This is a genomic window from Microcoleus sp. AR_TQ3_B6 (genome assembly GCF_036702785.1).
Taxonomy (GTDB): Bacteria; Cyanobacteriota; Cyanobacteriia; order Cyanobacteriales; family Microcoleaceae; genus Microcoleus.
Map to the genome: position 1 here is coordinate 18,433 of NZ_JAUBVJ010000057.1, position 26,468 is coordinate 44,900.

General features: G+C 46.7%; 19 protein-coding genes. 10 read left to right on the forward strand and 9 right to left on the reverse strand.

Features of this window, described 5'->3' with window-relative positions; all coding sequences use genetic code 11:
• Positions 1-3 precede the first annotated feature (3 nt).
• The gene (gene ureC / locus QUB56_RS24035; protein WP_332958641.1) at positions 4-1,761 is read left to right on the forward strand and encodes an urease subunit alpha; all 1,758 of its coding nucleotides are present in this window, start codon (positions 4-6) and stop codon (positions 1,759-1,761) included.
• Between the two features lie 79 nt (positions 1,762-1,840).
• Here the strand turns inward: ureC and QUB56_RS24040 are convergent, their stop codons facing one another.
• The 4 genes from QUB56_RS24040 to QUB56_RS24055 form a co-directional block, all read right to left on the reverse strand.
• On the reverse strand, positions 1,841-2,485 hold the full coding sequence (locus QUB56_RS24040) for a hypothetical protein (RefSeq protein ID WP_332958642.1): 645 nt from the start codon (positions 2,483-2,485) through the stop codon (positions 1,841-1,843).
• A 64-nt stretch (positions 2,486-2,549) separates the two neighbouring features.
• On the reverse strand, positions 2,550-3,908 hold the full coding sequence (locus tag QUB56_RS24045) for a serine/threonine-protein kinase (RefSeq protein ID WP_332958643.1): 1,359 nt from the start codon (positions 3,906-3,908) through the stop codon (positions 2,550-2,552).
• Between the two features lie 90 nt (positions 3,909-3,998).
• Positions 3,999-4,994, reverse strand: coding sequence for a pentapeptide repeat-containing protein (locus QUB56_RS24050; RefSeq protein ID WP_332958644.1), 996 nt, complete (start codon positions 4,992-4,994; stop codon positions 3,999-4,001).
• 114 nt (positions 4,995-5,108) lie between these two features.
• Positions 5,109-6,794 (reverse strand): hypothetical protein, encoded by a 1,686-nt coding sequence (locus QUB56_RS24055; RefSeq protein WP_332958645.1) that lies wholly within the window; start codon positions 6,792-6,794, stop codon positions 5,109-5,111.
• A 70-nt stretch (positions 6,795-6,864) separates the two neighbouring features.
• Between QUB56_RS24055 and QUB56_RS24060 the strand changes: the two genes are divergently transcribed.
• Positions 6,865-8,364, forward strand: coding sequence for an NAD(P)/FAD-dependent oxidoreductase (locus QUB56_RS24060; protein ID WP_332958647.1), 1,500 nt, complete (start codon positions 6,865-6,867; stop codon positions 8,362-8,364).
• Positions 8,365-8,750: 386 nt separating this feature from the next.
• Here QUB56_RS24060 and QUB56_RS24065 read toward each other — a convergent pair whose 3' ends face one another.
• On the reverse strand, positions 8,751-9,764 hold the full coding sequence (locus QUB56_RS24065) for a leucine-rich repeat domain-containing protein (RefSeq protein ID WP_332958648.1): 1,014 nt from the start codon (positions 9,762-9,764) through the stop codon (positions 8,751-8,753).
• A 292-nt stretch (positions 9,765-10,056) separates the two neighbouring features.
• Between QUB56_RS24065 and QUB56_RS24070 the strand changes: the two genes are divergently transcribed.
• Positions 10,057-10,530: an ABA4-like family protein gene (locus QUB56_RS24070; protein WP_332958649.1), complete on the forward strand. Its 474-nt coding sequence runs from the start codon at positions 10,057-10,059 to the stop codon at positions 10,528-10,530.
• A gap of 283 nt (positions 10,531-10,813) precedes the next feature.
• Here QUB56_RS24070 and QUB56_RS24075 read toward each other — a convergent pair whose 3' ends face one another.
• Positions 10,814-13,735 (reverse strand): GAF domain-containing protein, encoded by a 2,922-nt coding sequence (locus QUB56_RS24075; protein ID WP_332958650.1) that lies wholly within the window; start codon positions 13,733-13,735, stop codon positions 10,814-10,816.
• Positions 13,736-13,959: 224 nt separating this feature from the next.
• Here QUB56_RS24075 and QUB56_RS24080 point away from each other — a divergent pair, with 224 nt between their 5' ends.
• Positions 13,960-15,120 (forward strand): quinone-dependent dihydroorotate dehydrogenase, encoded by a 1,161-nt coding sequence (locus tag QUB56_RS24080; protein ID WP_332958651.1) that lies wholly within the window; start codon positions 13,960-13,962, stop codon positions 15,118-15,120.
• A 423-nt stretch (positions 15,121-15,543) separates the two neighbouring features.
• Here QUB56_RS24080 and QUB56_RS24085 read toward each other — a convergent pair whose 3' ends face one another.
• Positions 15,544-16,995 (reverse strand): anthranilate synthase component I, encoded by a 1,452-nt coding sequence (locus QUB56_RS24085; RefSeq protein ID WP_332958652.1) that lies wholly within the window; start codon positions 16,993-16,995, stop codon positions 15,544-15,546.
• A 117-nt stretch (positions 16,996-17,112) separates the two neighbouring features.
• Positions 17,113-17,784 (reverse strand): aminotransferase class IV, encoded by a 672-nt coding sequence (locus tag QUB56_RS24090; protein ID WP_332958653.1) that lies wholly within the window; start codon positions 17,782-17,784, stop codon positions 17,113-17,115.
• Between the two features lie 96 nt (positions 17,785-17,880).
• Between QUB56_RS24090 and QUB56_RS24095 the strand changes: the two genes are divergently transcribed.
• Positions 17,881-18,540 carry an ElyC/SanA/YdcF family protein gene (locus QUB56_RS24095; RefSeq protein ID WP_332958654.1) on the forward strand — a complete coding sequence of 220 codons (660 nt, stop codon included), beginning with the start codon at positions 17,881-17,883 and terminating at the stop codon, positions 18,538-18,540.
• Between the two features lie 189 nt (positions 18,541-18,729).
• Here QUB56_RS24095 and QUB56_RS24100 read toward each other — a convergent pair whose 3' ends face one another.
• The gene (locus QUB56_RS24100) at positions 18,730-18,957 is read right to left on the reverse strand and encodes a hypothetical protein (protein WP_332958655.1); all 228 of its coding nucleotides are present in this window, start codon (positions 18,955-18,957) and stop codon (positions 18,730-18,732) included.
• Between the two features lie 452 nt (positions 18,958-19,409).
• On the opposite strand from QUB56_RS24100, the gene QUB56_RS24105 reads away from it, so the two are divergent.
• From QUB56_RS24105 to QUB56_RS24125, 5 genes are all read left to right on the forward strand, one after another.
• Positions 19,410-20,042 (forward strand): transaldolase family protein, encoded by a 633-nt coding sequence (locus tag QUB56_RS24105; RefSeq protein WP_332958656.1) that lies wholly within the window; start codon positions 19,410-19,412, stop codon positions 20,040-20,042.
• 71 nt (positions 20,043-20,113) lie between these two features.
• Positions 20,114-21,790, forward strand: a complete 1,677-nt coding sequence (locus QUB56_RS24110; RefSeq protein WP_332958657.1) for a calcium-binding protein — start codon at positions 20,114-20,116, stop codon at positions 21,788-21,790.
• A gap of 433 nt (positions 21,791-22,223) precedes the next feature.
• Entirely contained in the window at positions 22,224-22,517 is a 294-nt protein-coding gene (locus QUB56_RS24115; protein WP_332958658.1) for a transaldolase family protein, read from the forward strand.
• A 227-nt stretch (positions 22,518-22,744) separates the two neighbouring features.
• Positions 22,745-24,463, forward strand: coding sequence for a calcium-binding protein (locus QUB56_RS24120; RefSeq protein WP_332958659.1), 1,719 nt, complete (start codon positions 22,745-22,747; stop codon positions 24,461-24,463).
• Positions 24,464-24,598: 135 nt separating this feature from the next.
• Positions 24,599-26,296, forward strand: a complete 1,698-nt coding sequence (locus tag QUB56_RS24125) for a calcium-binding protein (RefSeq protein ID WP_332958660.1) — start codon at positions 24,599-24,601, stop codon at positions 26,294-26,296.
• Positions 26,297-26,468 lie beyond the last annotated feature (172 nt).

Sequence of the window (26,468 nt, forward strand, 5' to 3'; positions counted from 1 at the left end):
AAAATGAGTTACAGAATGGATCGCCGCGCTTACGCGGACACTTTCGGGCCGACAACGGGCGATCGCGTGCGTTTAGCCGATACAGAATTATTTATAGAAGTTGAAAAAGACTTCACAACCTACGGTGATGAAGTTAAGTTTGGCGGCGGCAAAGTCATTCGCGACGGCATGGGACAGTCGCCTATTTCTAATGCTGACGGCGCTGTTGATACGGTAATTACTAATGCTTTAATATTGGATTGGTGGGGAATTGTTAAAGCAGATGTTGGGATTAAAGACGGGAAAATTTACAAAATTGGCAAAGCCGGAAATCCTTACATTCAAGATAGGGTAGATATTATTATCGGGCCCGGTACAGAAGTAATTGCTGGTGAAGGAATGATTCTCACCGCTGGGGGAATTGACTCTCACATTCACTTTATTTGCCCGCAACAAATAGAAGTGGCGATCGCCTCCGGCATCACTACCATGATCGGCGGCGGCACAGGCCCTGCAACGGGTACAAACGCCACCACCTGCACTCCCGGGCCTTGGCATATGTACAGAATGCTGCAAGCAGCGGACGCTTTCCCGGTAAATCTAGGATTTTTAGGTAAAGGAAATAGCAGTCAACCTCAAGGATTAGTCGAACAAGTTTTTGCCGGTGCAATGGGTTTGAAACTCCACGAAGATTGGGGAACTACGCCCGCAACAATTGACACTTGTTTGAGTGTCGCTGACGAGTACGACGTGCAAGTTGCAATTCACACCGACACTCTCAATGAAGCGGGATTTGTGGAAGCTACTATTGCCGCCTTTAAAAATCGCGCTATTCACACTTACCACACTGAAGGTGCAGGGGGCGGACACGCGCCGGATATTATTAAAGTCTGCGGCCAAGCTAATGTTTTGCCATCGTCAACTAACCCGACTCGCCCTTACACTGTCAATACTTTGGAAGAACATTTAGATATGTTGATGGTGTGTCACCATTTGGATCGAAGTATTCCGGAAGATGTGGCTTTTGCTGAGTCGAGAATTAGAAGGGAAACTATTGCTGCTGAGGATATTTTGCACGATTTAGGTGCTTTTAGTATGATTTCTTCTGACTCGCAGGCGATGGGAAGAGTTGGAGAGGTTATTATTCGGACGTGGCAAACGGCTCATAAAATGAAGGTTCAAAGGGGGATTTTGAACGGGCAAGATGCCCGTTCCACAGGGGGTTTTGACGGGCAAGATGGCGGTTCCACCGGGGGGGGAAATGATAATTTTCGGGTAAAGCGGTACATTGCGAAATATACAATTAATCCGGCGATTACTCACGGAATTAGTCAGTATGTGGGTTCGGTGGAAGAGGGGAAATTGGCGGATTTGTGTTTGTGGCGATCGGCTTTTTTTGGGGTGAAGCCGGAAATGGTAATTAAAGGAGGGGCGATCGCCTACGGGCAGATGGGAGATGCTAACGCTAGCATTCCCACGCCGCAACCGGTGCATATGAGGCCGATGTTTGGCAGTTTTGGCGGTGCGATGGCGGCGACTTGTCTGACGTTCGTTTCCCAAGCTGCGCGCGATCGAGATATTGCCGCACAGCTTGGTTTACAAAAGCCAACTGTAGCAGTTTCCGGAACGCGGCAAATTAGTAAAAGAGATATGAAACTCAACGATTATTTGCCACACATGGAAGTCGATCCAGAAACTTATGAAGTGAGGGCGGATGGGGAATTGTTAACTTGCGAACCGGCAACTGTTTTGCCAATGGCGCAGCGGTACTTTTTGTTTTAACCGATTGTACAATCATGTAGGGGCGGGTTTTACCAACTGTCTATGTCTAAAACTAACGAACTCATAAACCCGCCCCCATCTAATTAAACTTACTTAATTCTGGATTTGATGTCTTGTTATCAAAATTGAGCGATCGCAGTATTAAACCCTTACAAACAAACCAAAAGTAAAGCGCAATATTCACCCCACTTAACAACTTGGGGATACCCTCAACCAAGCTAAAAATTGCCTCATTTTGCCAGGGCAATGCTTCGGCAAAAAATGCTAAAAATAATAAACCCACGCCACTTACTAACAAAAAGTATGGCGTTGATTTTATTTGCCTCCTAAAAGTTAATCCATAAACTGCCGCAGTAACAGCGTAGATAATAACTATTGTAACTTTAGGGAAGCCAGCGCGTCCGAGGTGAACATGAGTGCGAAAAACTTCATTAAATAGGAAAAATCCCGTAACTATCCCTGAACCTAAAATAAACTGATTTTCAGGACGATTCGGTTGAGTAGTGCTTAGCAAACCCAAGCTAAAAACACACACTATTACAGAAAAATAAAACAACATTTGGAACATCAGAAAAAAGAAACCCGCCCCCGGATATGTCGCAAGACAAGGCGGAAAAAATAACCCTTTTACCGAAGAACCAAACCCATTTAAGACCAAACTTACCACCCCTACCAGCAAGACAGCTAAAGTATTGAGCCAAAAAACAATCCTATAATTTGCCATAATCTAATTTGAGTGCCTCAGGTATTCTCATCATTGAGCGAGATCAGTTTTTTACTAAATTTACTTATCTTAAATCTAACCAATCTTGAATTTCTTGCGCTAACCAAGCCGCCTCAACGTCTTTCAAACCAGTTGCTAAAACATAAAAGTAAGTTCTCCTATCGTTACCTGAACTAATCCTGATTTTACTGCTCATACCCAGGGTATTTATAAAAATACCCAAAATTTCCGATATTTTCCCAGTTTGTTGGAAATAACTCCAACCAAATATCTGATGTTCCAGTTTAAAGTAGTTCCGGTTAAATGTAATTTTATTACCATTGCCAAAACTATGAACTAACAAACTTCCTATTATCGTAAATAATCCTAAGGGAACAATTAGAATTCCACTCAGTAAAATCTCTCTCAAATCCAAGAAGAAAAACACTAAGATTATCGGCGAAAATAGCAGTAGAAATAATATTCCTCTAAAAACAACTGAAAAAGGCTCTCTGACTAAAGTAGACGGAATTTTAATGTTTAACTCCGTCGCTGATTTGCTAAATTGAATGCGGCTAGGAGGCCGTTTAGCAATTTTCCTAACAGTCTCAATTTGAAGATTAGCCCCTTGTATGTTTCCCGATTTCAAAGCTGCTAAAGCGTCTCTAGCCTCGCTGAAACGCTTTTCTAACCCGATTTCCGTCATCTTCTCAATCCAGCTTACCAAACTAGGACTCACACTCGCGCGATCGCTAAACTGAATCCGAGAATCTTTCTGTGGCAAATCCGCAGGAGTCACCCCCGTTAACAAATGAATTAAAGTAGCTCCCAAAGCATACAAATCCGAAGCCGGAACCGCCCGCCCCCAAAACTGTTCTAAGGGTGCATAGCCACTCGTTCCTACAACTGTAAACGTTACGCCTGTCACCGCCGCTTGAGCTTGTACCGCACCAAAATCTACTAGATAAACGTGCCCATCTTCCCCCCAAATTAAATTACTCGGCTTAATATCTCGGTGCAAAACTGGGGGGCTTAATTCATGCAAATAAATTAAAATTTCCAGCACTTCAGTGGCAATTTTTCGTACTTTTTTTTCGGAAAAATCCTGACCCTTTTCTAATAATTCCTGAAGTGAAAATCCCGGAATATAATCTTGCACTAATCCAAACCAAGGCAATCCTGCTCCGGCTTCCCGCTCCAGGGAAAAATAATCTCGATAGCAAGGAATGCGGGGATGATTTAGCGCCTGCAAAACTTGTGCTTCTCTCTCAAAAAGCTTGAGTTCTTCCCACTGCATTTCCGGGCTAAAAGCTAACATTTTCAGCGTCACCTGTTCTTGAGACTCTAAATCTACTGCTAGCCAAGTTTGATGACCGGCCGCTGTGCGTCCTAAACGCTGTTGCAATTGATAACGTTCTTGTAAAATTTTTCCTGGCTCTAACACAGGATTGCCCTCTTTTTTTTATTATACGAAATTGCCTTAACTATTAAATTAACTATTTTGCCGAGATATTTAAGTTGCTACTACAAGGAATTACCCGTGCATTTCTCCATTTGGCATGATTGTACCGCGCAATTGAGCTCCCCCTAAATTAGCAGTGCTCAAATCTGCCCTAATCAAAATTGTGCCGTGCAAAATTGCCTCGCGCAAATCTGTTCTAGCCAGGTAGGCATCTGTCAGATCGGCTTCACTCAAATTTGCCTGATTAAAATTAGCTCGACTCAAATCAGCCCTCACCAAATTAGCTCGACTCAAGTCAGCCATAACTAAATTAGCATTGCTCAACTTAACATCAGGAAGAAATGCACCCCGCAAGTTAGCGCCCGCAAATTCAGCATCAATTAACACAGCTCTTTCTAACTTAGCATTTCTCATTACAGCCCAGGAAAAATTTGTTTCTACCAAAGTTGCTTCTGTCAAAAATATGCCATCTAAAATAGCTTCGCTCAAATTCGCCTGAGTCAGATTTGCTTCCACCAGAGAGGCTTCTGTCAAATTCGCGTGACTGAGATTAGCTTTAGTCAAATCTGCACCGCTCAAATTGACGCCCCGCAAATCGGCACCTTGCAAATTTGTACCCCGCAAATTTGCACCCTCAAAAATCCGCTGTTCCTTGCGCAAATTTGCACCCCGCAAGCACGCACCGCGCAAATCTGCACCTTGCAAATTGGCACCTCGCATATCTGCACCGGTCAAATTTGCATCGATAAAAACTGCTAAAGAGATATTGGCTCTGCGAAAGTCTGCACCTTGCAAAGTCGCTCCGTGGAAGTCTGCATCGGACAAATTTGCTCCGCTCAAGTTTGCCTGATTTAAGTTAGCACCGCACAACTTGGCATTAGTTAAATTTGCGCGCTGAAGGTTAATTCTGCTCAGGTAAGACAGCGCTAAGTTTGCACCCCAGAGGTCAGCACTGCTTAAATTGACGCCAATTAAATCGGCACCGCTCAGGTATACACCTCTCAGATTCATACCTTGAAAATCTAGTTCTCCTGATGTATATCGCCTTAATATTTCGCTGGAATTCATATTTTTTTTGTGTTAATTAAGTACAATGTGCTATTTATAGACTTCTTAAATTCAGTTGGCGCAGGCGGACTTAGTTTGTGTAGCCCCAGACTTGAGTCGGGGCATTTAATGAGTTTAATTCACAAATTCTTGAGTCCAAGAGACTGTTTTGCTGCCTAACTGTCGCCCGTGAATTTTCACCTGAGTAAGATATTTTGATTTTAAAGTACCCAGTTTTTTGTGAATGTATGTAGCTGTAGCCTGTTGGTTTGGTACTTCGGCCGACTCCAGAATGACGTGGAGCCAACCGTCTTTATATCCCGCTGTAGCCACAATTCCCTTAGGCTGTAGCAATTGATTGATCAATTGGGCGATCGCCCTTGGTTTGCCTTGTTTTGCCATTTCCAGAAGCTGATACTGATTTGTTTTCTGGCTAGAGTTTTCCTGCGGTGTTTCTGAAATATTTTGGGCAATGTTTTCCTGGGTCTCAGAAGGATATTTTCCGCTTTCTTTTGACTCCAATTCGCTCAAAATTTCCATTAATTTATCGGTAAAATTCTGAACTTTTCCTACATAGTCTCTGAGATTTTTATATTTCCAGTACAAACGCTCCTCGGCAGTTCCCGGAGAAATTTTTTCGTTCAAAGCACCTTCTAACTCGGTGAATATATTTTCTATTTGCGCCGTTGCGGAGTTAGCACTTTGACTGACTAATGCTGTCATTTCTTCTTCCAATCCCAACTTGCGTTTGATGGAATCGCTAATATTTACAATACCAGGCTCGGTCGGCTCGAAAATGTCAATACTTGTCTGCATTTCTGCAACTGGGAATGTTTCTTCCAGTGCCTCTGTGAAATCTAGAGCAGAATTATTGATGCTGGTTTCGGGTTCTTTAAACTGTACATTTTCTGCCGTCCCCGGCACTAAGTAAGTATTCTGGGGGTCATAATGATAGTGAGCTGGAGCAGGTTGAATGAAGTGAGTAATATCGCCTGCCTCCAAATAATCGCTGCGCCTGTCAACCAGCTCCCTCTGTTCATAAACCATGTTGTTTAAATGTGTCTGATCGCAATCTTCCGTAGCCGAATATTCGGTTTCATGGCGTTCTTCCTGTTGCATTTTTGCGTAACAAGGATTCATCGCTTGGATGATTACGCTCGCAGCTTGGTCGTTTTCATCTCTGTTGTCGAGATTGCTAGCAGTTGTGTACAAATGAGATTCGAGTTGGGCTAGGCTGCCGCAGACATTAAACAGTTGTCGCAGCAGATTGTCAAGTTCTTGAGTTTTCAGCAACAGCCAGTCGCGCTCGCTAAAAGTAAACTCGTGATAAAGACTAGAAAAAATTAGGATTTTAGCCCTCAGGGGATTTGTTTGCTGCAAAATCTTTTGTCTGACATCAAATAAATTCCCGGGGTCTCTTGTGCTTTCTTCGCTGCTGGATACTTGCGAACTAAAGTGATCGTCAAATGCGGGAGCTTCCTGACCGCCAAAACTAGATATGTTTGTTTCTAATTTGGTGAAATCTTCATATTCATACAGCCTGCTAAGTTGACAAACTATGAGGTCGGCTACTAAAGCATAGTCGGTTTTTTTATTAACCTTAGATACTATACTATTTAAAACTGCTTCAATATCTTCTAACTTGCTGTATTTGGCGCACAGTTCTTCGATTAAAATTCCTAGATCTGCGCTGGCGAGTTGGGCCGGATCGTTTTCCCAAAAGTCTTTACAAGCAAAAAATATTATTTTTTTAATTCGCGAGAGATTGACGTCTTGTTCTAATTCGCGAACAACTTCATCTAAAATAGATAAAGCTTTCATAGTTTTCCTCCCATAAAAATCCCCTGTGACCACTCAGCAAGAAATAATAAGATTATACCACATTTGATAAATGCAAGACTTTGATGCGATCGTAATTGGCAGCGGTATTGGCGGCTTAGTCGCCGGCTCGATGCTAGCTCGCTACGGCAAGCGAGTTCTCGTGTGCGAGAGCCACACAATAGCGGGCGGGGCAGCTCACAGCTTTTGGCGGCGGGGATTTCACTTTGATTCGGGGCCTTCTTTTTATTGCGGTTTGACTGACCCCCGGTCGTTCAATCCTTTGCGACAAGTTTTTGATGTTTTGGAGGAATCGATCGCAGCAATTTCCTACGATCCGCTGGGGCATTACCATTTTCCGGAGGGAAGTTTGCCGATTTATGCTGAGGCGAGAAGTTATTTAGATGCTGTAGCTAAATTCGCACCGCAAGGTGCTGTAGAATTGCAGCAATTTCAACAAAATTTATTAGTTTTGTATGAAGCTTTGCGTGGAATCCCGGCTTTAGCGCTGAGATCCGACTGGCAATTGATACCTGTTTTGCTGTCTCGGTACTCGCCTGCTTTGCTGAAGCTGTTACCGCTAGTAGGTGCGATCGCGGGTTCGGCAGGTTCCTTGATGGATCGCGATGTGCGCGATCCTTGGGTGCGGCGTTTGATCGATTTGGAGTGCTTTTTGCTGTCTGGTTTGAAAGCGCACGGAACTGTGGCGCCGGAAATAGCTTTTATGATTGGCGAACGTGCGCGCTGTGCGATCGAATATCCTGTCGGCGGCAGCGGTGCGATCGTCGATGCTTTAGTCAGAGGTTTGCAGCGCTGGGGAGGAAAGTTGCGCCTGGGAACTCCCGTCGAGCAAATTTTAGTTGAATCCGGCCTCACCACGGGCGTTCGCTTGCAAAATGGCGAAATTATCCGCGCCCCAATTGTTATTTCCAATGCCACCGTCTGGGATACTTATACAAAGTTGCTGCGCCCTGAAGATTTGCCGGCAAGCTACCGAAAAAGCGCTTTGTCGATGCCAGCAGTAGACAGTTTCATGCACCTCCATTTAGGAATTAAAGCCGAAGGGCTCGAAGGTTTGACCGGCCACCACGTCGTCGTTCACGACAGCAAGATTGACATTACAGTACCCGGAAATACTTGCATGATTTCGATTCCTACAGTGTGGGATGCAACTCTGGCGCCGCCCGGACATCACACCGTTCATGCTTATACATTGGAACCTTACGAAGGTTGGGAATATGGCAAATTGTATGAGCAGAAAAAGCAAGAGCGATCGCAATCTCTGTTTCAAGCTTTAGAAAGAATTATACCGGATTTGCGATCGCGAATAGTCGTAGAGTCGATCGGCACACCGCTAACCCACGCCCGATTTTTACGCCGATATCAAGGAACTTACGGGCCTGCAATCGCCGCCGGAAAAGGCACATTTCCCGGACCCCAAACACCAGTCAAAGGCTTGTATCGCGTGGGAGACAGCACCATGCCGGGAATTGGCGTGCCCGCCGTCGCAGCATCGGGTATTTTGTGCGCGAATACTTTAGTAAATTCGGATGTGACAGCACAATTTTTGTAAGTTATGGCAGAAGGAAGAAGGAAGAAGGAAGAAGGAAGAAGGAAGAAGGAAGAAGGAAGAAGGCAAATTAACTGGTTCCCAGCCAGAGGCTGGGAACCGAGATCCAGAGGCTCTGCCTAGCTTGCAAAAAAACCGGAGGCAGAGCAAGAGTGAAATGCGTACCCAGCCAGAGCCAGGGAACGAGGAAAAAACTACTTTTTCCAAAATCTGCCTGCTGCCAAAACTGATTATCCACCAGCGGCAAAAGCGCCCATAATTGCGATCGACAAAGCCAAACCTGGCAACAGCAGCAATCCTAACATCAAAGCATCGTGTCCGCTCATCACTTTCTCCTGATATTGACCTTAAACATTATACTATATAAACCGCCATCTAGACCTTAAGAATTAAAACCGACATATAGATTCAGGAGTAACAGGACAAATTTTATTAACAATGGGATTCCCGCGCAAGTCCAGTGTAGTTAACTTTGGCAAAGATTGCAGAAAACCTATCTCAGAGATTTGATTGTTGTACAAGTCAAGCAAAAATAAGTTATTTAAAGCTTGCAGCGCGCTGCTATCGGAAATCCGATTATTGAACAGATAAAGTTGAGTCAAATTAGTTAAGGATTTCAGCGGACTGATGTCTGATATTTGATTGTTACCGAGGTTGAGTTCAATTAAATTAGTTAGCGATGTCAAAGGACTAATATCTGATATTTTATTTTGGAATAAAACCAATTTATTTAAGTTGGTTAGAGATTCCAGCGGAGTAAGGTCAGATATTTCATTTCCGAAGAGAAACAGCGTATTGAGATTTTTTAAGGACGCCAGCGGGGTGATATCCGATATTTTATTATTGTAAAGGTAGAGTGTCTCTAGTTCAGTTAAATTTGCCAGAGAACCGATATCGGAAATTTGATTGTTGTAGAGAATCAGCGCATTTAAGTTCGTTAAAGCTTTTAGGGGAGTGATGTCAGAAATTTTGTTGTCAAACAAGACAAGTGCGGTAAGATTAGTTAGATCTGCTAGGGGACTGATGTTTGAGATTTGATTGGTATCGAGAACGAGTCTAGTCAGATTTTTTAGAGAGGAAAGCGGACTGATATCTGATATTTGATTGACATCCATAATCAGAGTTTTCAGCTTAGTTAAAGATTGCAGGGGAGCGATGTCAGATATTTGATTACTGCCGAGGATGAGATTAGTAAGTTGAGTGAAAGATGAGAGGGGACTGATATCGGTAAGTTGAGTAAGTTTGAGGTTGAGTTCTGTTGTATTAGAAAGCAGTTCGTTGGCTCTATCGCATTCTGAAGTATCTGATATTTGCAACAGTATTTCTACCGTATGTTTGGCGTCGGCAGAGAGTTCTTCTTTGTGCTTGCACCAATCTAAAAACTTATCATAAGTTGTTTTCATGCGATTGTTAATTTTAAATTGTATATTTATATTTGCAAGTTTATCTTGGGCATTTTAGATTTCAGGATTTACACGCTACCTCTATATGTCTGGTTCTCTTCGGCGCACCTTACCGCTATAGGTAGCGCGTTAAACCACTTTTGCCTAAGCCCTAGAATTCGACTCATTATAGCAATTTTATTTTATTTGTGAATGAGATTTTTTTCGGGTTTTGATAAATTTTAGCAAAAATTGTGTAAAGTAATCTTAACATCCTTAATTGCATTGCCTTAGCAGGAGCCAAGAGCCAACTATGACACCAGAACTAATTTTTAATGCAGCTAATCTGTTCGTTTTGCCTTTCTGGGCAATTATGATTTTATTGCCCAACTGGGGAATTACCCGAAAAGTGATGAATTCCTTCATTCCGTTTGCAGTGCTAGCCGCTTTGTACATATATTTGTTTGGTAGCAGTCTGACTGCGGAAAATGCGGCTGCTTTGTCCAATCCCAAGCTAGCAGATATTGCTAAGTTTCTGGGCGAGGAAACGGCGGCTGCTACGGGATGGATACATTTTTTAGTGATGGACTTGTTTGTCGGGCGCTGGATTTATTTGGAAGGACAGCGGACAGGAGTTTGGACGGTTCATTCTTTGGCTTTGTGTTTCTTTGCCGGGCCGATGGGATTGCTTTCTCATATTGTAACTGCTTGGATTACTCAAAGGTTTTTCCCGAGTTCTGAAAGTCTTTCAGGGGCGGGTTCTCCGGTTCACCCACAAGAAAATTGATGTATTGTAGAACGGGCTCTCCTAGCCCGTTCGTTTCTAAGAATGGCGCAAGATATCATATCATTTCCGGTTACACCGGAATGATGTTGACTGTTGACTGTTGACTGTTGACTGTTGACTGTTCACGGTCAATAGCCAACAGTGAACTCAAATTTACTATTCCGATGCTAACGGATTTGATATCAGTAAGAATATAGAGCGTAGCTTAAACTGCCTCCTTGTATTTTGAAAGGGGTAGATAGCGCTCGATCGCAGGTTGGAACTTTTACAAAATTTTACAATATTAAGAATTGGCGAGGGGCAGCACTAAACGAGCCACAATTAAATTGTTTTCTAACATTTCTAAAAAAAAGTTTGCCCCCATTAAGCGTACCGCTCGCTGACAAATTAAGAGATTTTGCACGATCGACCTATGTGGACTAGAAACGGCTAATATATCCGACTCCGAACCGCTGTTGAAAGCAGCAATTAACTCTCGATCGCACGCGCCGCTATCGATCACAGACAATTCTAGCAAATTTTCCCCCAACAACTGAGAGCGAATCTCAATCTTATCGCCAACTTCAGAGCGCCTGCAAGCCGTCGCCAGCAATTCGCCCAATATCAAATCCAGCTTGATGCTGTCGGCGCGAACGCTCAAAGTCTGGCCCTCCGGCATCGACATAGCAGTTTCTCTGTGCACTTCCAGCAAGATTTCCGACTTTTTAAGCAGGGGGGCAGTCCGATCGATCGATCGCCTCAGCCAAGCGCTCACAGGCACCGCATCTTGTGCGAATTGCAGCCGCCACTGTTCCTGTTTCAGCAGCAAATTCGTTGACCCCAAAGCATTGCCAATGTGCCGCAAAACCTGTTGGTAGCGCAAAGTTTTCAGAGCATCCTTTTGTTCCTTCCCCGACTGCAAAATCGACTGACTCAACTCCCCCAACTCCTTCACCCCCGCTCCCACAGTGCGGTAAAAGTCCTCAAAACGCCGCTGCTTGTACCAGTTGAGCAGCTCCAGATCCAATCGCTGCGACTCGCTTGCCGATTGCACCGCCAAATACCTGCGCCACCAAGCCAACTGAGAGGCCATCGAGCTAAGTAAACTCACCGACAACTCCGACCACTCGCGGCCCGGAGCGTCTGCAGCCACCACAATGCCCGCCGGAGCGTGTTCTGGGGCCGTCCGCAGCGCCACCGTCAGAATCTCGCCAATTCCCGGACTGCGGAGCCACCGCTTCGTCGCCCGCGGCAGTTGGCTCGTGCTCTGTTGCAGCACGCCCCCGAATGCCAGGGTTTGCTGGATCAAAGCATCTGTTTGGACAGGAATCACCGGCTCGGGATTGAGGGCAAATACGGGATTGGCAGCTACCGTCGCCGCGATTAAACCTTCCTCCTGACCGGGATTCCAAGTAATTACGGCTACTAAAGGACAGGAAAGTGTCTGGGAAACGTGTTGAGCAAAGTTAAGATCGAGCTTTTTTAGTGGGAACTCTGGGAACACCGTCGGTGAAGCAGCAGAGCTCGGTTTCTCAGATTGCTGCTGAGGAGAATGGTGCAAAAGCGCCAAACCCGATTTGAGCGAGCGCTCAAAATGCTGATATTTCTCGATTTCCGAACTCTGCTGCCAGGAGTGCAGGATCAATCCTAGCTGTTGGCCCACTAGCCGAACTAATTCTTGCTCCGATCGCCTCCAAGTGCGAGTTGCACTGTGTCCGACAACCAGCAAACCCTCGATCGATTTTCGATTGGCGATTGGCGAATGGCGATTGAGGTGTTCTCCCTCTTTCTTTTTCCCCCGAGTGGTCGATGCCAAAAGCGATCGCATCCCCGCCTCCCCCAGCACTTCCCGCCAAGCGCCCAACCGCGGGTCTTCCTCCCAATTTTCAATAGCCACAGGTTCGCGCATCAGCAACAGCCCCACGTCAGCCCCATCGAGGGCGTTGAGCGGCGACGTTACTGGCCTGCGGTTCCGGGGCAGATGTTGGCCGACAATTTCAAAGCGATTTTGTGCTTCGCCGTACAGCAGCAGCAAAAAGTATTCGCAATTGAGCCGCCGGCACAACTGCTCGGCTGTATTTTTTAAAGTCGCCTCCCAGTCAGCATCGCTGTAGATGGCGCGAGCTATTCCGGCTGTTAAATCTCGATCGATCTCAGTTTGCTGAATCCTCTCCTCCATCTCCGACATAGGAGCCGTCAGAGCCACTAACCGCGCCACTCCCTGCAGGTAATTTTTTTCATTGTCTTGCCAAATCCGGGGCTCGCCGGCTTCGACTGCCAAAAATCCCAACAATTCCCCTTGGGAAACAATCGGCGCCGCCAACAGAGAGCGAGCGCGGATTTGCTGCATCAACCGCGCCGTCAGCTCAGTTTTCAGAGAACTTTGAGATTCACCGATCCAAACCATTTCTTCCCTGCCCAAAGCCTGATAAAATTCCCCCAAGTCTTGGACGGTGATGCCCGAAGCCGGTCGGCTCGACCCGCCCAAAGCCGGAGTAACTTGGCGGTTGCTGACTCGGCGCCAAAAGTAGCGCCGCTCTCGCTCGAACCAATAAACATTAGTGCGCGTCGGCTGGATAAATTCATGGGCTTGTTCGACAACCGCTTGCAAGTATTGGTCGAGCGATCGCAGTTCCTTCAACTGCGAAATCAGCGCTAAAAGAGACTCATCTGGGTGTTTGACTTGTTCTCGCAGCCAATCTTTTTCTATTTGGTAAAGAGCAGTTGCCAGCGCTCCAAATACGATCGCCAACTGCGTTTTTTCCCCAGACTTTGGCGACGCTCCCCACACGTCAGTCCCGAGCAAAATCACGCCGTAGCAGCGGTCTTTGTAGCGGAGCGGAAACAAAGTCGTGCCTTGAATATTGAAAGTTTGAGCTGCTTTGCGCCATTCTCCGGCTCTGTGTTCCGATCGCAAATCCGGGACTCCCACCGGCCGGAGCTGAATCACCACTTGTTCGAGCAAATCTCCCGGACTGAGGGAAAACCGCTGTTTGAGAAAAGACAGGTCGCCGGACGGAGTCATCCCACCTTTCCCGAACAATCTGTGGCCCTGTCGATCGTACAACCCGATCCAAATCAACTCCCAGTCAAATTCCGTTTGCAAGTAACCGAGTGTGGTCGAAAGTAGCACTTCAACATTCTCCTCTTCTCGCAGAGTCTGGAGAACGCGTTCCAAGGTTGCGATTTGTTCGTCGAAATCCTTCGGTCTTTCCTGCTGCCCCATTTCCAAGCTTCCCCGCACCTTTGTCTGATTTCAAATTACCAACTTAAATATTAAAAAAAATAAAATACCAAAGAATCAACTTATAATATAATCGTTTCACTTATCCTTCTATCTAAAACATTGGATAAAGTCGATCGAAGTTGAAGTAAAAACCTCACCTTCATACTCTTCTGTTGAATATTTTTATAGAGCTTCTCATTTGTCAACTGCCCCAGGATAAGTCATTGGATATTTATCAATCAGGTGTGCGCCCGCTGTTGTTTTCGGTATTGAAAACCGATGCCGAGTGGCTGCACAACCGCACTCTCCAAGTTCTCGAACTCGCAGCCAGAACCCAATCAAACCCCGCCACCAGCCAAATACTCTCCCGATTGCAGAAATCTTTGGGAGTGCAAGATTCTCGCCTCGAACAATCTTTGTGGGGACTGAGCTGGAAAAATCCTGTCGGCTTGGCCGCGGGATTTGATAAAAACGGCGTAGCTGCCGATATTTGGGCAAATTTTGGCTTTGGCTTTGCCGAACTCGGCACTGTCACTTGTCAACCGCAGCCGGGAAACCCCCAACCTCGGTTGTTTCGCTTGACTCAGGACAGTGCAGCCCTCAACCGCATGGGATTTAACAATCAAGGAGCCGCGGCAATGGCAGCCCGGTTTCACAGAGCACAGAAACAGTCCTCATTCGATGCCTCGCGCCCCATGCCTCAGTCTCGGTTTCCCTTGGGCATCAATCTCGGTAAATCTAAGGTAACACCGTTAGAGCAAGCAGCAGCCGACTATGTGGAGAGTTTTAAGCTGCTCAAAGATTGGGGCGACTATTTTGTAGTCAACGTTTCCTCTCCGAATACGCCGGGGTTGCGATCGCTCCAAGATGCTGCTGGGCTTAGCACAATTTTGGAAATTTTGCAACAAGAAAATCGCTACATCAAGCCAATTTTAGTCAAGATTGCGCCGGATTTGGAGTTTGAGGCGATTGCATCAATCCTCGACTTAGCAAAAACCTACCAACTAGCAGGAATTATCGCCACAAATACCACCATCCGCCGCGACGGATTGAAAACACAAATATTGCCAGAAACAGGCAAACCAATCGCCGAAGAAGCCGGGGGAATTAGCGGGCTTCCTGTACGGGAGCGAGCGACAGAAGTAATTCGATTTATCTGGCAATATACAAAAGGCGAATTACCCATAATTGGAGTTGGTGGCATTTTTACCGCCGAAGATGCTTGGGAAAAAATAGCCGCCGGTGCGAGTTTAATTCAAGTCTATACCGGTTGGGTTTACGAAGGGCCTGGGATGGTGCGTCGGATTCTCCAAGGGTTGTTGCAAAAGTTAGAAGAACGCGGATTTAGTTCTATTTCTGAGGCAGTAGGTTCCGACAATCAATAGACATAGGAGTGAAAAGCAAGTCTTGGGCTGGCATCCTGCCAGCCCCACAAGAAGTGTTGAACAAGTCTAATAATATCAATTCCGGCTCTTTGGGCCGGAATGATATCAAATCCTTGCTTCAATAGTCGGGCGTAAAGTCTCATCAAGCGGCCAACAAATAATGCGCGCAATTTTCATTTTTTTGACCCTGAGTCTACATTCAACAGTCAACTCAAATTTACTATTCCGATGCTAACGGATTTGATATGACTCACAGTACGATCGCTAAAAAAACTATCAGGCAACACTATACCAACAGTTCCCTAAGGTTAATACTACAATAAATCTTTTATTTTCGAGCAATCTTAATCACTATTACATCAAAAGTAAATCGGCGATCGTAATTTTCAATAATCTTAACAATTCCATTGAGCTAAGACGCATCTAATCAAATATTTCCGCTAATTTCAAAGCATTAACTTGAGCTTGAGCTTTCTGCAGCGACTCCTGCCATTCCCTTTCTGGGTCGCTATCAGCAACAATCCCCGCACCCACTTGTCCCCAAACAACTCCCCCGGTCGTACCGTCACTTTTGGGTGCATATAAAAGGGTGCGAATCAAAATATTTAAATCCAGGTTGCCGCGCCAGTCCAAATAACCGCAGGAACCGTAAAATAAATTGCGCTTCACAGGTTCCAATTCTTCGATGATTTCCAGACAGCGCACTTTCGGACAACCTGTAATCGTACCGCCCGGAAATACCCCTCGAATTAAGTCGATCGCATCGCAATCTCGTCTTAATGTACCGATAACATTACTGACGAGGTGCATCACGTGACTGTAGCGTTCAACAGTCAGAAATTCGTTAACTTTTACCGAACCCCATTCACACACCCTCCCGATATCGTTGCGCTCTAAGTCAACTAACATAATATGTTCAGCTCTTTCTTTGATATTCTTTGTTAATTCCTGTGCTAATTGCTCATCTTGAATGCGGGTTAAACCTCGCGGTCGCGTTCCCGCAATCGGTCTAGTATCCACTTTTTTTCCTAATAATTGAACCAGTCTTTCAGGGGAACAACTAACTATCGCCCCCCACGGAGTTTGCCAATAACTTGCAAAAGGCGAAGGATTGATCCGTTGCAAAGCCCGGTAAATTGACCAACTACTGCAATCTGTACGAGCTTCAAACCGCAAAGATAAATTAGCCTGAAAAATATCCCCCGCATGAATATACTTCTGAGCTTTTCGCACTATTTCTTTATACTCACTCTGAGATAATTGGAAAATAGGAGTAGCGGATTTTTGTTGATAATTTTCAGGCAAATTATTCTGGATTATTTCTGGCTGGGTTTTCTCTAATTGATGCTGCATAACATCGAGTTGAGAAGGTTGACTCGCAGCCAACCAGAGAATTTGCGTTTGACGGTCTAAAACCGCAAAAGATTCTGGTTCGTACCAACAGCTAACCGGGAAAGGAAGCGGATCGGTATTGAGTTGGGGCAGGTGTTCGATTTCCCATGCTAAATCATAACCTAGCCATCCCAACCAACCCCCACTAAAAGGAATCTCCGGCGGTACATTCACTGCTAAATTTTGGTTTTGAGAGTCCAAAAGAGCGCGCAAAAAAGGTAAAATTTCACCGACTCGCGGTGTCCATAGCTGAGATTGACCGTCAATTATCCGGGGAGAACCTGCACAAATAGAATATCGTGCCAATTTAGTAGAAGATGTAACTGGACTTTCTAGCAGAACAGCCATATCGCGGGGGAAACAATCCGATATTGAGCCTGGACTGTCTGCTGTTTTACCGAGAAATAAAATTTGAAAAATCTCCGAGCCGCTGCGCTGATTTAGGGGAAGCTTTCGCCAATGCCAAGGTTGTATTTTTTTCATAATAGATTGCACTATGGTTAACACTTTCAGGGCTTACGCAACGAGTCAATTTTGACACTATCTGTAGTAGTAATGTGTACAGTTCGCACCCTACTAAAATCGATTGAAAGCGTTATCTCAGCCATTACTGACAACTTTCCAAACATTTCGGCTTGCTTCTTTTTTGAGGCGTATCCAACCCCTAACGGAGTTAATGAGAAATAGAGTTTGGGTACTGTGCAAATCCTCTAAGGTAATTAATTCTTCTCTGATTTTTCCCTCCTCTAAAAGTTGAGAACGAAACGTCCCCGGTAATAAACCGCACTTGACGGGAGGTGTGATTAGACCTGCGGGTGAATCGATCGCGATATTGGCGATCGTGGATTCGGTGATAACTCCATCTTGATTCCACAGAAAGACATCCTGATATGCGGGCTGCGACTCCAAAGCCATTGTATAAGGCAATCGGTAAGTTGTCTTGTGGTAAAGAAATGGGTTTTGAGAATCGATCGGTTTGGCGGCAATTCCCACAGATGCACCGATTTTTAAGATACCGCTATCTAGTGTCTGAGCTTGTAATGTTATGTTTCCTTCACAAGAAATTGTTAACCGTATTTTTTTTTTGACCGATCCGCAAGTCATACTGAATGCTTGTAAAGCTTTGCTTGCTTCTGTTAACGATAGGGGGAAATTAAAATAATCAGCCGATCGCTCTAATCTTTTAAGATGTTTGTCTAGCAAGAAATAGCCGTTTTTGGGTTCCCATAAAAGTGATTCCAGCAATTCAAAATTTTGCTGTTGTTGAATCATATTTTTGTCAATATAATGTAAATTCGGTAACAAGACAAATTTTCGCTCCGCGAAGCCGTATGTTTGTGTAATTATATATGAAGTTAACTTGAATTTATGTTGCCTAAATCCTTTATATTTCCCTGGCGCATTGCCATCGGGCTATTAATATTAACCTCAGCGATCGCACCCCTAGCCCTCAACTACTACGTCAGGCTAGTTACAAGCAACTACCTGCGCACCGATGTAGCTGAGGTTTCCGCCAAACCAATAGCCATTGTTTTCGGTGCGGGAGTTTGGGAAGACGGCACTCCCACCCCAATATTAGCCGATCGACTGCAAGCAGCCGTCGATTTGTACAAAGCGGGGCGAGCGAGCAAACTTTTGATGACAGGAGACAATAGCAGCCCCGATTACAACGAAGTCAAAGCAATGCAGGAGTACGCCGAAGCACAGGGCGTACCGACTAATAATATCATTCTCGATTACGCCGGATTTAGCACCTATGAAAGTTGCTACCGGGCGAAAGAGATTTTTGGCATAACGCAAGCTGTTTTAGTTACCCAAAACTTTCACTTACCCCGCGCTGTTTATACCTGCCGCCAGTTGGGCATACAGGCGATCGGCTTAGGAACGCCGGATTGGGGCAAATTTGACCAAAATACCATGATTGCCTGCAGTGTCCGCGAATTTTTTGCAGTCCTTAAAGCCCTTTGGCAAGTGCGCGTTACCCGTCCGAAACCGACATTTTTGGGGCCGTTTGAAGGAATTAAATAAAAGTTATGACTCCTCCGTTGAAGACTTTAGTCTTGAGAGCAAGGACTTTATTCCTCACTAAAAACTGCTTTTATTACAACTAACCGGACTTGAGGTAAGTCCGGCAGTTGTAAGTAAGTTTTGATTTAAACAACAGTCCCAACAGAACCCACAAATCATAACTCCCCCCTTGCGGTAGCGATCCATAACTTACTGGCGTTTGGAAAGCCCCGCCATCGACCAAGTTAAGCTCACCATCATTAAGCGGGCTAGAGCCTTCAAACGCTGTTCGGCGTTATTTTCAACCGCTTGAAACAGAGTTTCAGACTTAACATTTCTCGAAAATTCTGCAGCGGTTTCTGCTGGTTTTTCCAACAGGGGTTGTTCAGAAGATGTCTTAAGGCTGACTTGTGGGTGCTGATTTTTTTCTTCGGTCATTTTCTGAGTCACCTCCTAGAGTTATTGCATACATCACTCTTCATACAAATGTAACTGATTTGTATCCGGGATGTGCGGAGTCAAGTTTTCCTTGCCCGAGATTCGCAGTTACCAACTGACTTAAAAGTTTTGATTTCAGTTGTTAGCTATCTTAAATAGCACTTACTCAATTTCCATCAGAAACCCGGTTTATTCACAGCTCTGTCGTCCTCCACCATTTTTTTGTTATAAACGGGATTCCCGATCCTAAGTCCTGTTAAATCCAAAACTCCCGCCTTCACAACTCACGAACTACTAACCGTGAGGCATATCACTGAATTGTTATATTTACTTAACAGTCATATTTCCGAGATGCTGATATTGTTAAAGCTTAACAATTAATTTCGCTCGGATCGAGCTCAATCTGAAAGCAAGCGTCGGGAAATTATTAAAAAACTGAAGGTGTAGAGCAGATGGCAATTTATCTTGATACTGCAATTGTAGCGGAAGCGGCACGGGCGAGCAAGTTCGGATGGATAGCGGGAATTACTACTAATCCGACTCTTTTGGCAAAAAGCGAGTTATCTCCTGATGTGACTCTCAAACAACTGGCACAACTGATTCCTGGGGAAGTATATTATCAGCTAACGGCATCGGATTTTGATGGCATGGTAGCAGAAGGAAAAGCGGCTTTTGAGTCGATCGGGCGGCAAACAGTTTTGAAAGTTCCAGCAACGGCGGCGGGTTTCCAAGCAGTAGCGCATTTGTCACCGTCGATTCCTTGCGCGGTGACAGCTATTTACAGCGCGGCCCAGGCCGTTGTTTCAGCAGAAGCGGGGGCCAAATATGCGATCGCCTACGTGAATCGCGCCACCAGATTGTTGGGAGACGGTTTTGCTTTAGTCCAAGATATGGCAGATGTCTTGAAAAAAAGTAATACTGAAATTTTGGCAGCTAGCATTAAATCACCCTCCGAAGCGGTAAAAACTTTACTAGCTGGCGCCCATCATTTGACATTGCCTTTTGACGTTTTGCAAGCGATGGCTGTTCATGAATTATCGCAGCAAACTGTGGATGAATTTGCCAAAAACGGCCGGGGAATATGAGCGAAGCTATTTTGTCTGCTGGGGGTAAGATTAGGGAATCTCCTTCCTTGTACTCTTAAATTTCAGGGCTTATGACTATTACTCCCGTCTCTGTAGACTCAGCAGGCAATCAGGGGAACTTTTTCTCCGGCAGCCCCTCCATCTCAGCCGACGGGCGGTTTGTGGCGTTTGAGTCTGGTGCCTCCAACATAGTGCCCGGGGATACTAACAATAACAACGACATCTTCGTGCGGGACACGCTCACCAATACCACCACCCTCGTGTCATTAGACTCAGCAGGCAATCAGGGGAACAATAGCTCCTACAGGCCCTCCATCTCAGCCGACGGGCGGTTTGTGGCGTTTGAGTCATATGCCTCCAACATAGTGCCGGGGGATACTAACAGTAGCCCAGACTTCATCCTGAGCCGAGACATCTTCGTGCGGGACACCCTCACCAATACCACCACCCGCGTCTCTGTAGACTCAGCAGGCAATCAGGCGAACAGTCTATCCGACCGCGCCTCCATCTCAGCCGACGGGCGGTTTGTGGCGTTTACTTCTGATGCCTCCAACATAGTGCCCGGGGATACTAACAATAGAAACGACATCTTCGTGCGGGACACGCTCACCAATACCACCACCCGCGTGTCAGTAGATTCAGCAGGCAATCAGCAGAACGGTAGTAGCTTCTTCAACGTCTCCTCCATCTCAGGCGACGGGCGGTTTGTGGCGTTTGAATCTAATGCCGTCAACCTCGTGCCGGGGGATACCAACCGTGATACAGACATCTTCGTGCGGGACACGCTCACCAATACCACCACCCGCGTCTCAGTAGACTCAGCAGGCAATCAGGCGAACGATGTCTCCTACAGCCCCTCCATCTCAGCCGACGGGCGGTTTGTGGCGTTTGAGTCTTTTGCCTCCAACATAGTGGCGGGGGATACCAACCGTGAGAGAGACATCTTCGTGCGGGACAGGCTCACCAATACCACCACCCGCGTGTCAGTAGATTCAGCAGGAAATCAGAGGAACATTGACTCCGACAACCCCTCCATCTCAGCCGACGGGCGGTTTGTGGCGTTTGAGTCTGATGCCTTCAACATAGTGCGGGATCCCAATATTAACGACATCTTGGTGCGGGACACGCTCACCAATACCACCACCAACGTCTCTGTAGACTCAGCAGGCAATCCGGGGGTGGCATTTAATCCCTCCATCTCAGGCGACGGGCGGTTTGTAGCTTTTGAGTCAAATTCCTCCAACATAGTGCCGGGGCAGACTAACGATTACCGAAAAATTTTTGTTGCTGACACCAGCAGCACTCCAAACGTCATCAACGGCACTCCAGGCAACGACAACCTGACTGGCACCAGTGGCAACGATATACTCAACGGTACCGAAGGTGATGATGTGCTGACCGGTTTGCGGGCTAATGATGTTTTAAATGGCGGCGACGGCAACGATATCCTCAGCGGCGGCAAAGGTTCTGACACTCTCAACGGCGGTTTGGGCAACGATACCCTTGTCGGCGGCGCGGGCAAGGATGTGTTTGTTTTAGGTGCAGGATTGGGAGTTGATACAATCTCTGATTTCACCAACTCTCAAGATACCGTTCAATTAATCAATGGCTTGACCTTCGGACAGCTATCAATTTCCCCTGAAACTAACGGCACATTAATTAGACTAGCCAGCAGCGGTGAAGTTTTAGCTTCTTTGACAGGCGTTGAACCCAATCTCATCGGCTCTGAAGATTTCATCCCGGGCTAGAGATGGTAAACAGCCATTTATTAAATTACGTTTACTCAGAAAAACATCATCTTTAAACTTGGCAAACAATCCCTCGCATTAATAGCCACATTTATGGCAGTTTTGCAACCAGCATTTACCGCTTTCTTCACAAGAAAGCAACAGGGAATTTAACAAACTTCAATCGTTATTAGAAGCAAAAAAATGGTTGTTGCCGATCGAGAAACAGTCTCTGTACTCGGCAACAACTCGGTCAATCTGTGTTGTCCGAACCATTGCGCGATGGGATGTGGAGGCGATCGAGCTTTTGAGTAAATATGGATTGACTCCGCAGTTAGATATTGGGCAGAAAGTCAGCGGTTCCCGGAGAGGCAGCGGGTTTCCAAGCAGTAGCGCATTTGTCACCGTCGATTAAAAAGCGCAGTGACGGCGATATAGAGCCCATCACAAGCAGTTGTCTGCTGAATTCGCCCGGCCTAAATGTGCGATCGCCTACGTGAATCGCGCCACCCGACTCCTCGGAGACGGTTTTGCCTTAGTCCAAGATATGGCAGATGTCTTGAAAAAAACAAATACTGAAATTTTGGCAGCTAGCATTAAATCGCCGTCCGAAGCAGTAAAGACTTTGTTAGCTGGAACCCATCATTTGACATTGCCTTTTGACGTGTTGCAAGCAATGGCTGTTCACGAATTGTCCCAGCAAACAGTTGATAAATTTGCCAAAAACGGGCGGGGAATTAGTTATTAGATTTTGCAACACAGAAAACTTCCTTAATTCTGGGGCAAGTATCATTTGCTCGCTGACTGCATATGAGTTTGGCTATTTTGTCTACAGTTAGTAACATTTGTTGATAAATATGACTTTTATAAACTCAAGGTTATGAATTTTATGAATTGACTTTGAGAGCTGCTTATTGAATGATGTCAATCAGCCGCACGGCATCTTCAAACTTGTACTCTGAAATATCAGGGCTTATGACCATTACTCGCATCCCCGTAGACTCAACAGGCATCTCTGACCCAGCAGGCGATGTGCAGGGCAACCGCTACTCGGTTTTATCATCCATCTCCGGCGATGGGCGGTTTGTGGCGTTTACACTTCAACAATCCATCTTCTCTCTCGGAGATCCGAACAATAATACTAACAATAGCGACGACATCTTCGTGCGCGACTTGTTAACGAATACCACCACCCGCGTCTCGGTTGATTCAGCAGGCAATCCGGGGAACGACAGCTCCTACGACCCCTCAATCTCTGCTGACGGAAGGTTTGTGGCGTTTCAATCTGATGCCTCCAACCTCGTTGCGGGCGACACAAACAGTAGTGGCGACATCTTCGTGCGCGACTTGTTAACTAACACCACCACCCGCGTCTCTGTTGGCTCAGCAGGCAATCAGGGAAACAGCTTGTCCCGGCGCTCCTCCATCTCAGGTGACGGGCGGTTTGTCGCGTTTGCATCTGATGCCACCAACCTTGTGCCGGGAGATACTAACAATAGCACCGACATCTTCGTGCGCGACTTGTCAACTAATACCACCACTCAGGTCTCTGCCAGTTCCAGCGGCGATCGGGGGAACAACGACTCTGAAATACCCTCCATCTCAGCCAACGGCAGGTTTGTGGCATTTCGCTCTTTTGCCACCAACCTCGTGCCTGGGGATATTAACAACGAACGGGACATTTTCGTGCGCGACTTGTTGACAAATACCATTACCCTCGTCTCTGTGAGTTCGAATGGCGATCGCGCCAACGATAGCTCCTCGCGCTGCTCTATTTCTGCTGACGGGAGGTTTGTGGCCTTTTCATCTGATGCCACCAACCTTGTGCCGGGAGATACTAACAATAGCACCGACATCTTCGTCCGCGACTTGTCAACTAATACCACCACCCGCGTCTCTGTTTCCTCAACAGGCAATCAGGGGAACGAAGACTTCTACACTCCCTTCATCTCCGCTGACGGGCGGTTTGTGACGTTTTCCTCTGAGGCCTCCAACATAGTGCCAGGGGACACTAACAATAAAGAAGACATCTTCGTGCGCGACTTGTTAACGAATACTACCACCCGTCTCTCTGTTGACTCAGCAGGCAATCAGGGGAACAGCGACTCCGAGTTCCCCTCCATCTCGGCCAACGGGCAGAAAGTGGCGTTTTCCTCTTTTGCGGCCAATCTCGTGCCGGGAGATACCAACAACGGCCCAGACCTCTTTATTGCTGACACCGGCAACACTCCAGGTGGCATCAATAACTCTCCAAACGTCATCAACGGCACTCCAGGCAACGACAACCTGAGTGGCACTCCTGGCAGCGATAATATCAGCGGTTTAGACGGCGATGACGCACTCGCCGGTTTGCGAAGCAACGATATTCTTATCGGGGGCGGCGGCAGCGACAACTTGTCTGGCGGCAAAGGTTTTGACACCCTCAACGGCGGTTTGGGAAACGATATTCTTGTCGGTGGCGCGGGCAACGATGTATTTGTTTTAGGTGCGGGATTGGGAATTGATACCATCTCTGATTTCACCAACTCTCAAGATACTGTGCAATTAATCAACGGCTTAACTTTCGGACAACTATCAATTTCCGCTGGAACTAACGGCACATTAATTAGAGCAGCCAGCAGCGGTGAAGTTTTAGCTTCTTTGACAGGCGTTGCTCCCAACCTCATCGGCCCTGAAGATTTCCTTTCTGTTTAAATATCTGCCGCTTCTCAATTGTCTGCTGTGTTCTTTCGCCGAAGCTCTCACTTTTACTCAAAGAGCGCGATCGAACTTCGCCAACAATCAATCGCTCGTCAATTTACCAAATTTGCAATTTTAGGGTGAGGACTTATGACTATTACTCGCGTTTCAGTTGACTCAGCAGGCAATCAGGCCCAGCGGGGTCCATTGTTCTTCTCCTATCCCTCCATCTCTGCCGACGGGCGGTTTGTGACGTTTTCATCTGAGGCATCCAACCTCGTGCCGGGGGACACTAACAATAGCGGGGACATCTTCGTGCGCGACTTGTCAACCAACACCACTACCCGCGTCTCAGTTGACTCAGCCGGAAATCAGGGGAACAACAGGTCCGGGTCCTCATCGAGCTCAGGCGACGGGCGGTTTGTGGCGTTTCAATCTGATGCCACCAACCTCGTGCCGGGGGACACTAACAATCGTGGCGACATCTTCATACGCGACACGCTCACCAACACCACTACCCGCGTCTCTGTGGACTCAGCAGGCAATCAGGGCAACAGCGACTCAACCACCCCGTCCATCTCCGCCGACGGGCGGTTTGTGGCGTTTGCATCTAATGCGACCAACCTCGTGTCGGGCGACACTAACAATAGCAGAGACATCTTCCTGCGCGACTTGTTAACAAATACCACTACCCGCGTCTCTGTAGACTCAGCAGGCAATCAGGCCAACAGCAGTTCCGTCAGTGCTCCCTCTATCTCTGCTGACGGGCGGAGAGTGGCGTTTTGGACTGATGCCAACAACCTCGTGCCGGGGGACACCAACGCCAACTTCGACATCTTCGTGCGCGACTTGTCAACCAACACCACCGCCCGCGCCTCTGTTAACTCAGCAGGCAATCAGGGCAACCGCGACTCCCGCGATCCCTACATCTCCGCCGACGGGAGGTTTGTCGGGTTTTGGTCTAGTGCCACCAACCTCGTGCCGGGGGACAATAACAATACCCAAGACATCTTCGTGCGCGACTTGTTAACGAATACCACCACCCGCGTCTCAGTTGACTCAGCCGGAAATCAGGGGAACGGCGAATCCTTCGATGTGTCCATATCGGGCAACGGGCGGTTTGTGGCCTTTCGATCTAGCGCGGCCAACCTCGTGCCGGGGGACACGAACAATAGCGCCGACATTTTCGTGCGCGACTTATCAACCAATACCACCACCCGCGTCTCTGTTGACTCCGCAGGCAATCAGGCAACCGACGGCTCGTTCGAGGTTTCTATCTCCGCCGACGGGCGGAGAGTAGCATTTTCATCTCGTGCCGCCAATCTCGTACCGGGTGACACTAACAACGCCCTAGACGTATTCGTTGTTGACTTAACCAACGCTCCAGGCGGCATCAATAACTCTCCAAACGCCATCAACGGCACTCCAGGCAACGACAACCTGAGTGGCACTCCAGGCAACGATAACATCAACGGTTTTGACGGCGATGACACGATCGCCGGTTTGCGAAGCAACGATATTCTTATCGGGGGCGGCGGCAGCGACAACCTATCTGGCGGCAAAGGTTTTGACACCCTCAACGGCGGTTTAGGAAACGATATTCTTGTCGGTGGCGCGGGCAACGATGTATTTGTTTTTGGTGCGGGATTGGGAATTGATAACATCTCTGATTTCACCAACTCTCAAGATACCCTGCAATTAATCAACGGCTTAACTTTCGGACAGCTATCAATTTCCGCTGGAACTAACGGCACATTAATTAGAGCAGCCAGCAGCGGCGAAGTTTTAGCTTCTTTGACAGGCGTTGCTCCCAACCTCATCGGCTCTGAAGATTTCATCTCGGTCTAGAGATGGTAAACTGATTACTTGTTAAATCACTTTTGATCGGAGGAACATCATGATTAAACTTGGCAAACAATCCCTCGCATTAATAGGCACATTTATGGCAGTTTTGCAACCAGCATTTACGGCTTTCTTCACAAGAAAGCAACAGCGAATTTAGCAAACTTCCATCCTTATT

Excerpts from the sequence above, each read along its gene's own strand:
- ureC (WP_332958641.1), top strand. The coding sequence starts at position 4 with ATGAGTTACAGAATGGATCGCCGCGCTTACGCGGACACTTTCGGGCCG.
- QUB56_RS24040 (WP_332958642.1), bottom strand. The coding sequence starts at position 2,485 with ATGGCAAATTATAGGATTGTTTTTTGGCTCAATACTTTAGCTGTCTTG.
- QUB56_RS24050 (WP_332958644.1), bottom strand. The coding sequence starts at position 4,994 with ATGAATTCCAGCGAAATATTAAGGCGATATACATCAGGAGAACTAGAT.
- QUB56_RS24055 (WP_332958645.1), bottom strand. The coding sequence starts at position 6,794 with ATGAAAGCTTTATCTATTTTAGATGAAGTTGTTCGCGAATTAGAACAA.
- QUB56_RS24060 (WP_332958647.1), top strand. The coding sequence starts at position 6,865 with ATGCAAGACTTTGATGCGATCGTAATTGGCAGCGGTATTGGCGGCTTA.
- QUB56_RS24065 (WP_332958648.1), bottom strand. The coding sequence starts at position 9,764 with ATGAAAACAACTTATGATAAGTTTTTAGATTGGTGCAAGCACAAAGAA.
- QUB56_RS24070 (WP_332958649.1), top strand. The coding sequence starts at position 10,057 with ATGACACCAGAACTAATTTTTAATGCAGCTAATCTGTTCGTTTTGCCT.
- QUB56_RS24075 (WP_332958650.1), bottom strand. The coding sequence starts at position 13,735 with ATGGGGCAGCAGGAAAGACCGAAGGATTTCGACGAACAAATCGCAACC.
- QUB56_RS24085 (WP_332958652.1), bottom strand. The coding sequence starts at position 16,995 with ATGAAAAAAATACAACCTTGGCATTGGCGAAAGCTTCCCCTAAATCAG.
- QUB56_RS24090 (WP_332958653.1), bottom strand. The coding sequence starts at position 17,784 with ATGATTCAACAACAGCAAAATTTTGAATTGCTGGAATCACTTTTATGG.
- QUB56_RS24095 (WP_332958654.1), top strand. The coding sequence starts at position 17,881 with ATGTTGCCTAAATCCTTTATATTTCCCTGGCGCATTGCCATCGGGCTA.
- QUB56_RS24100 (WP_332958655.1), bottom strand. The coding sequence starts at position 18,957 with ATGACCGAAGAAAAAAATCAGCACCCACAAGTCAGCCTTAAGACATCT.
- QUB56_RS24105 (WP_332958656.1), top strand. The coding sequence starts at position 19,410 with ATGGCAATTTATCTTGATACTGCAATTGTAGCGGAAGCGGCACGGGCG.
- QUB56_RS24110 (WP_332958657.1), top strand. The coding sequence starts at position 20,114 with ATGACTATTACTCCCGTCTCTGTAGACTCAGCAGGCAATCAGGGGAAC.
- QUB56_RS24120 (WP_332958659.1), top strand. The coding sequence starts at position 22,745 with ATGACCATTACTCGCATCCCCGTAGACTCAACAGGCATCTCTGACCCA.
- QUB56_RS24125 (WP_332958660.1), top strand. The coding sequence starts at position 24,599 with ATGACTATTACTCGCGTTTCAGTTGACTCAGCAGGCAATCAGGCCCAG.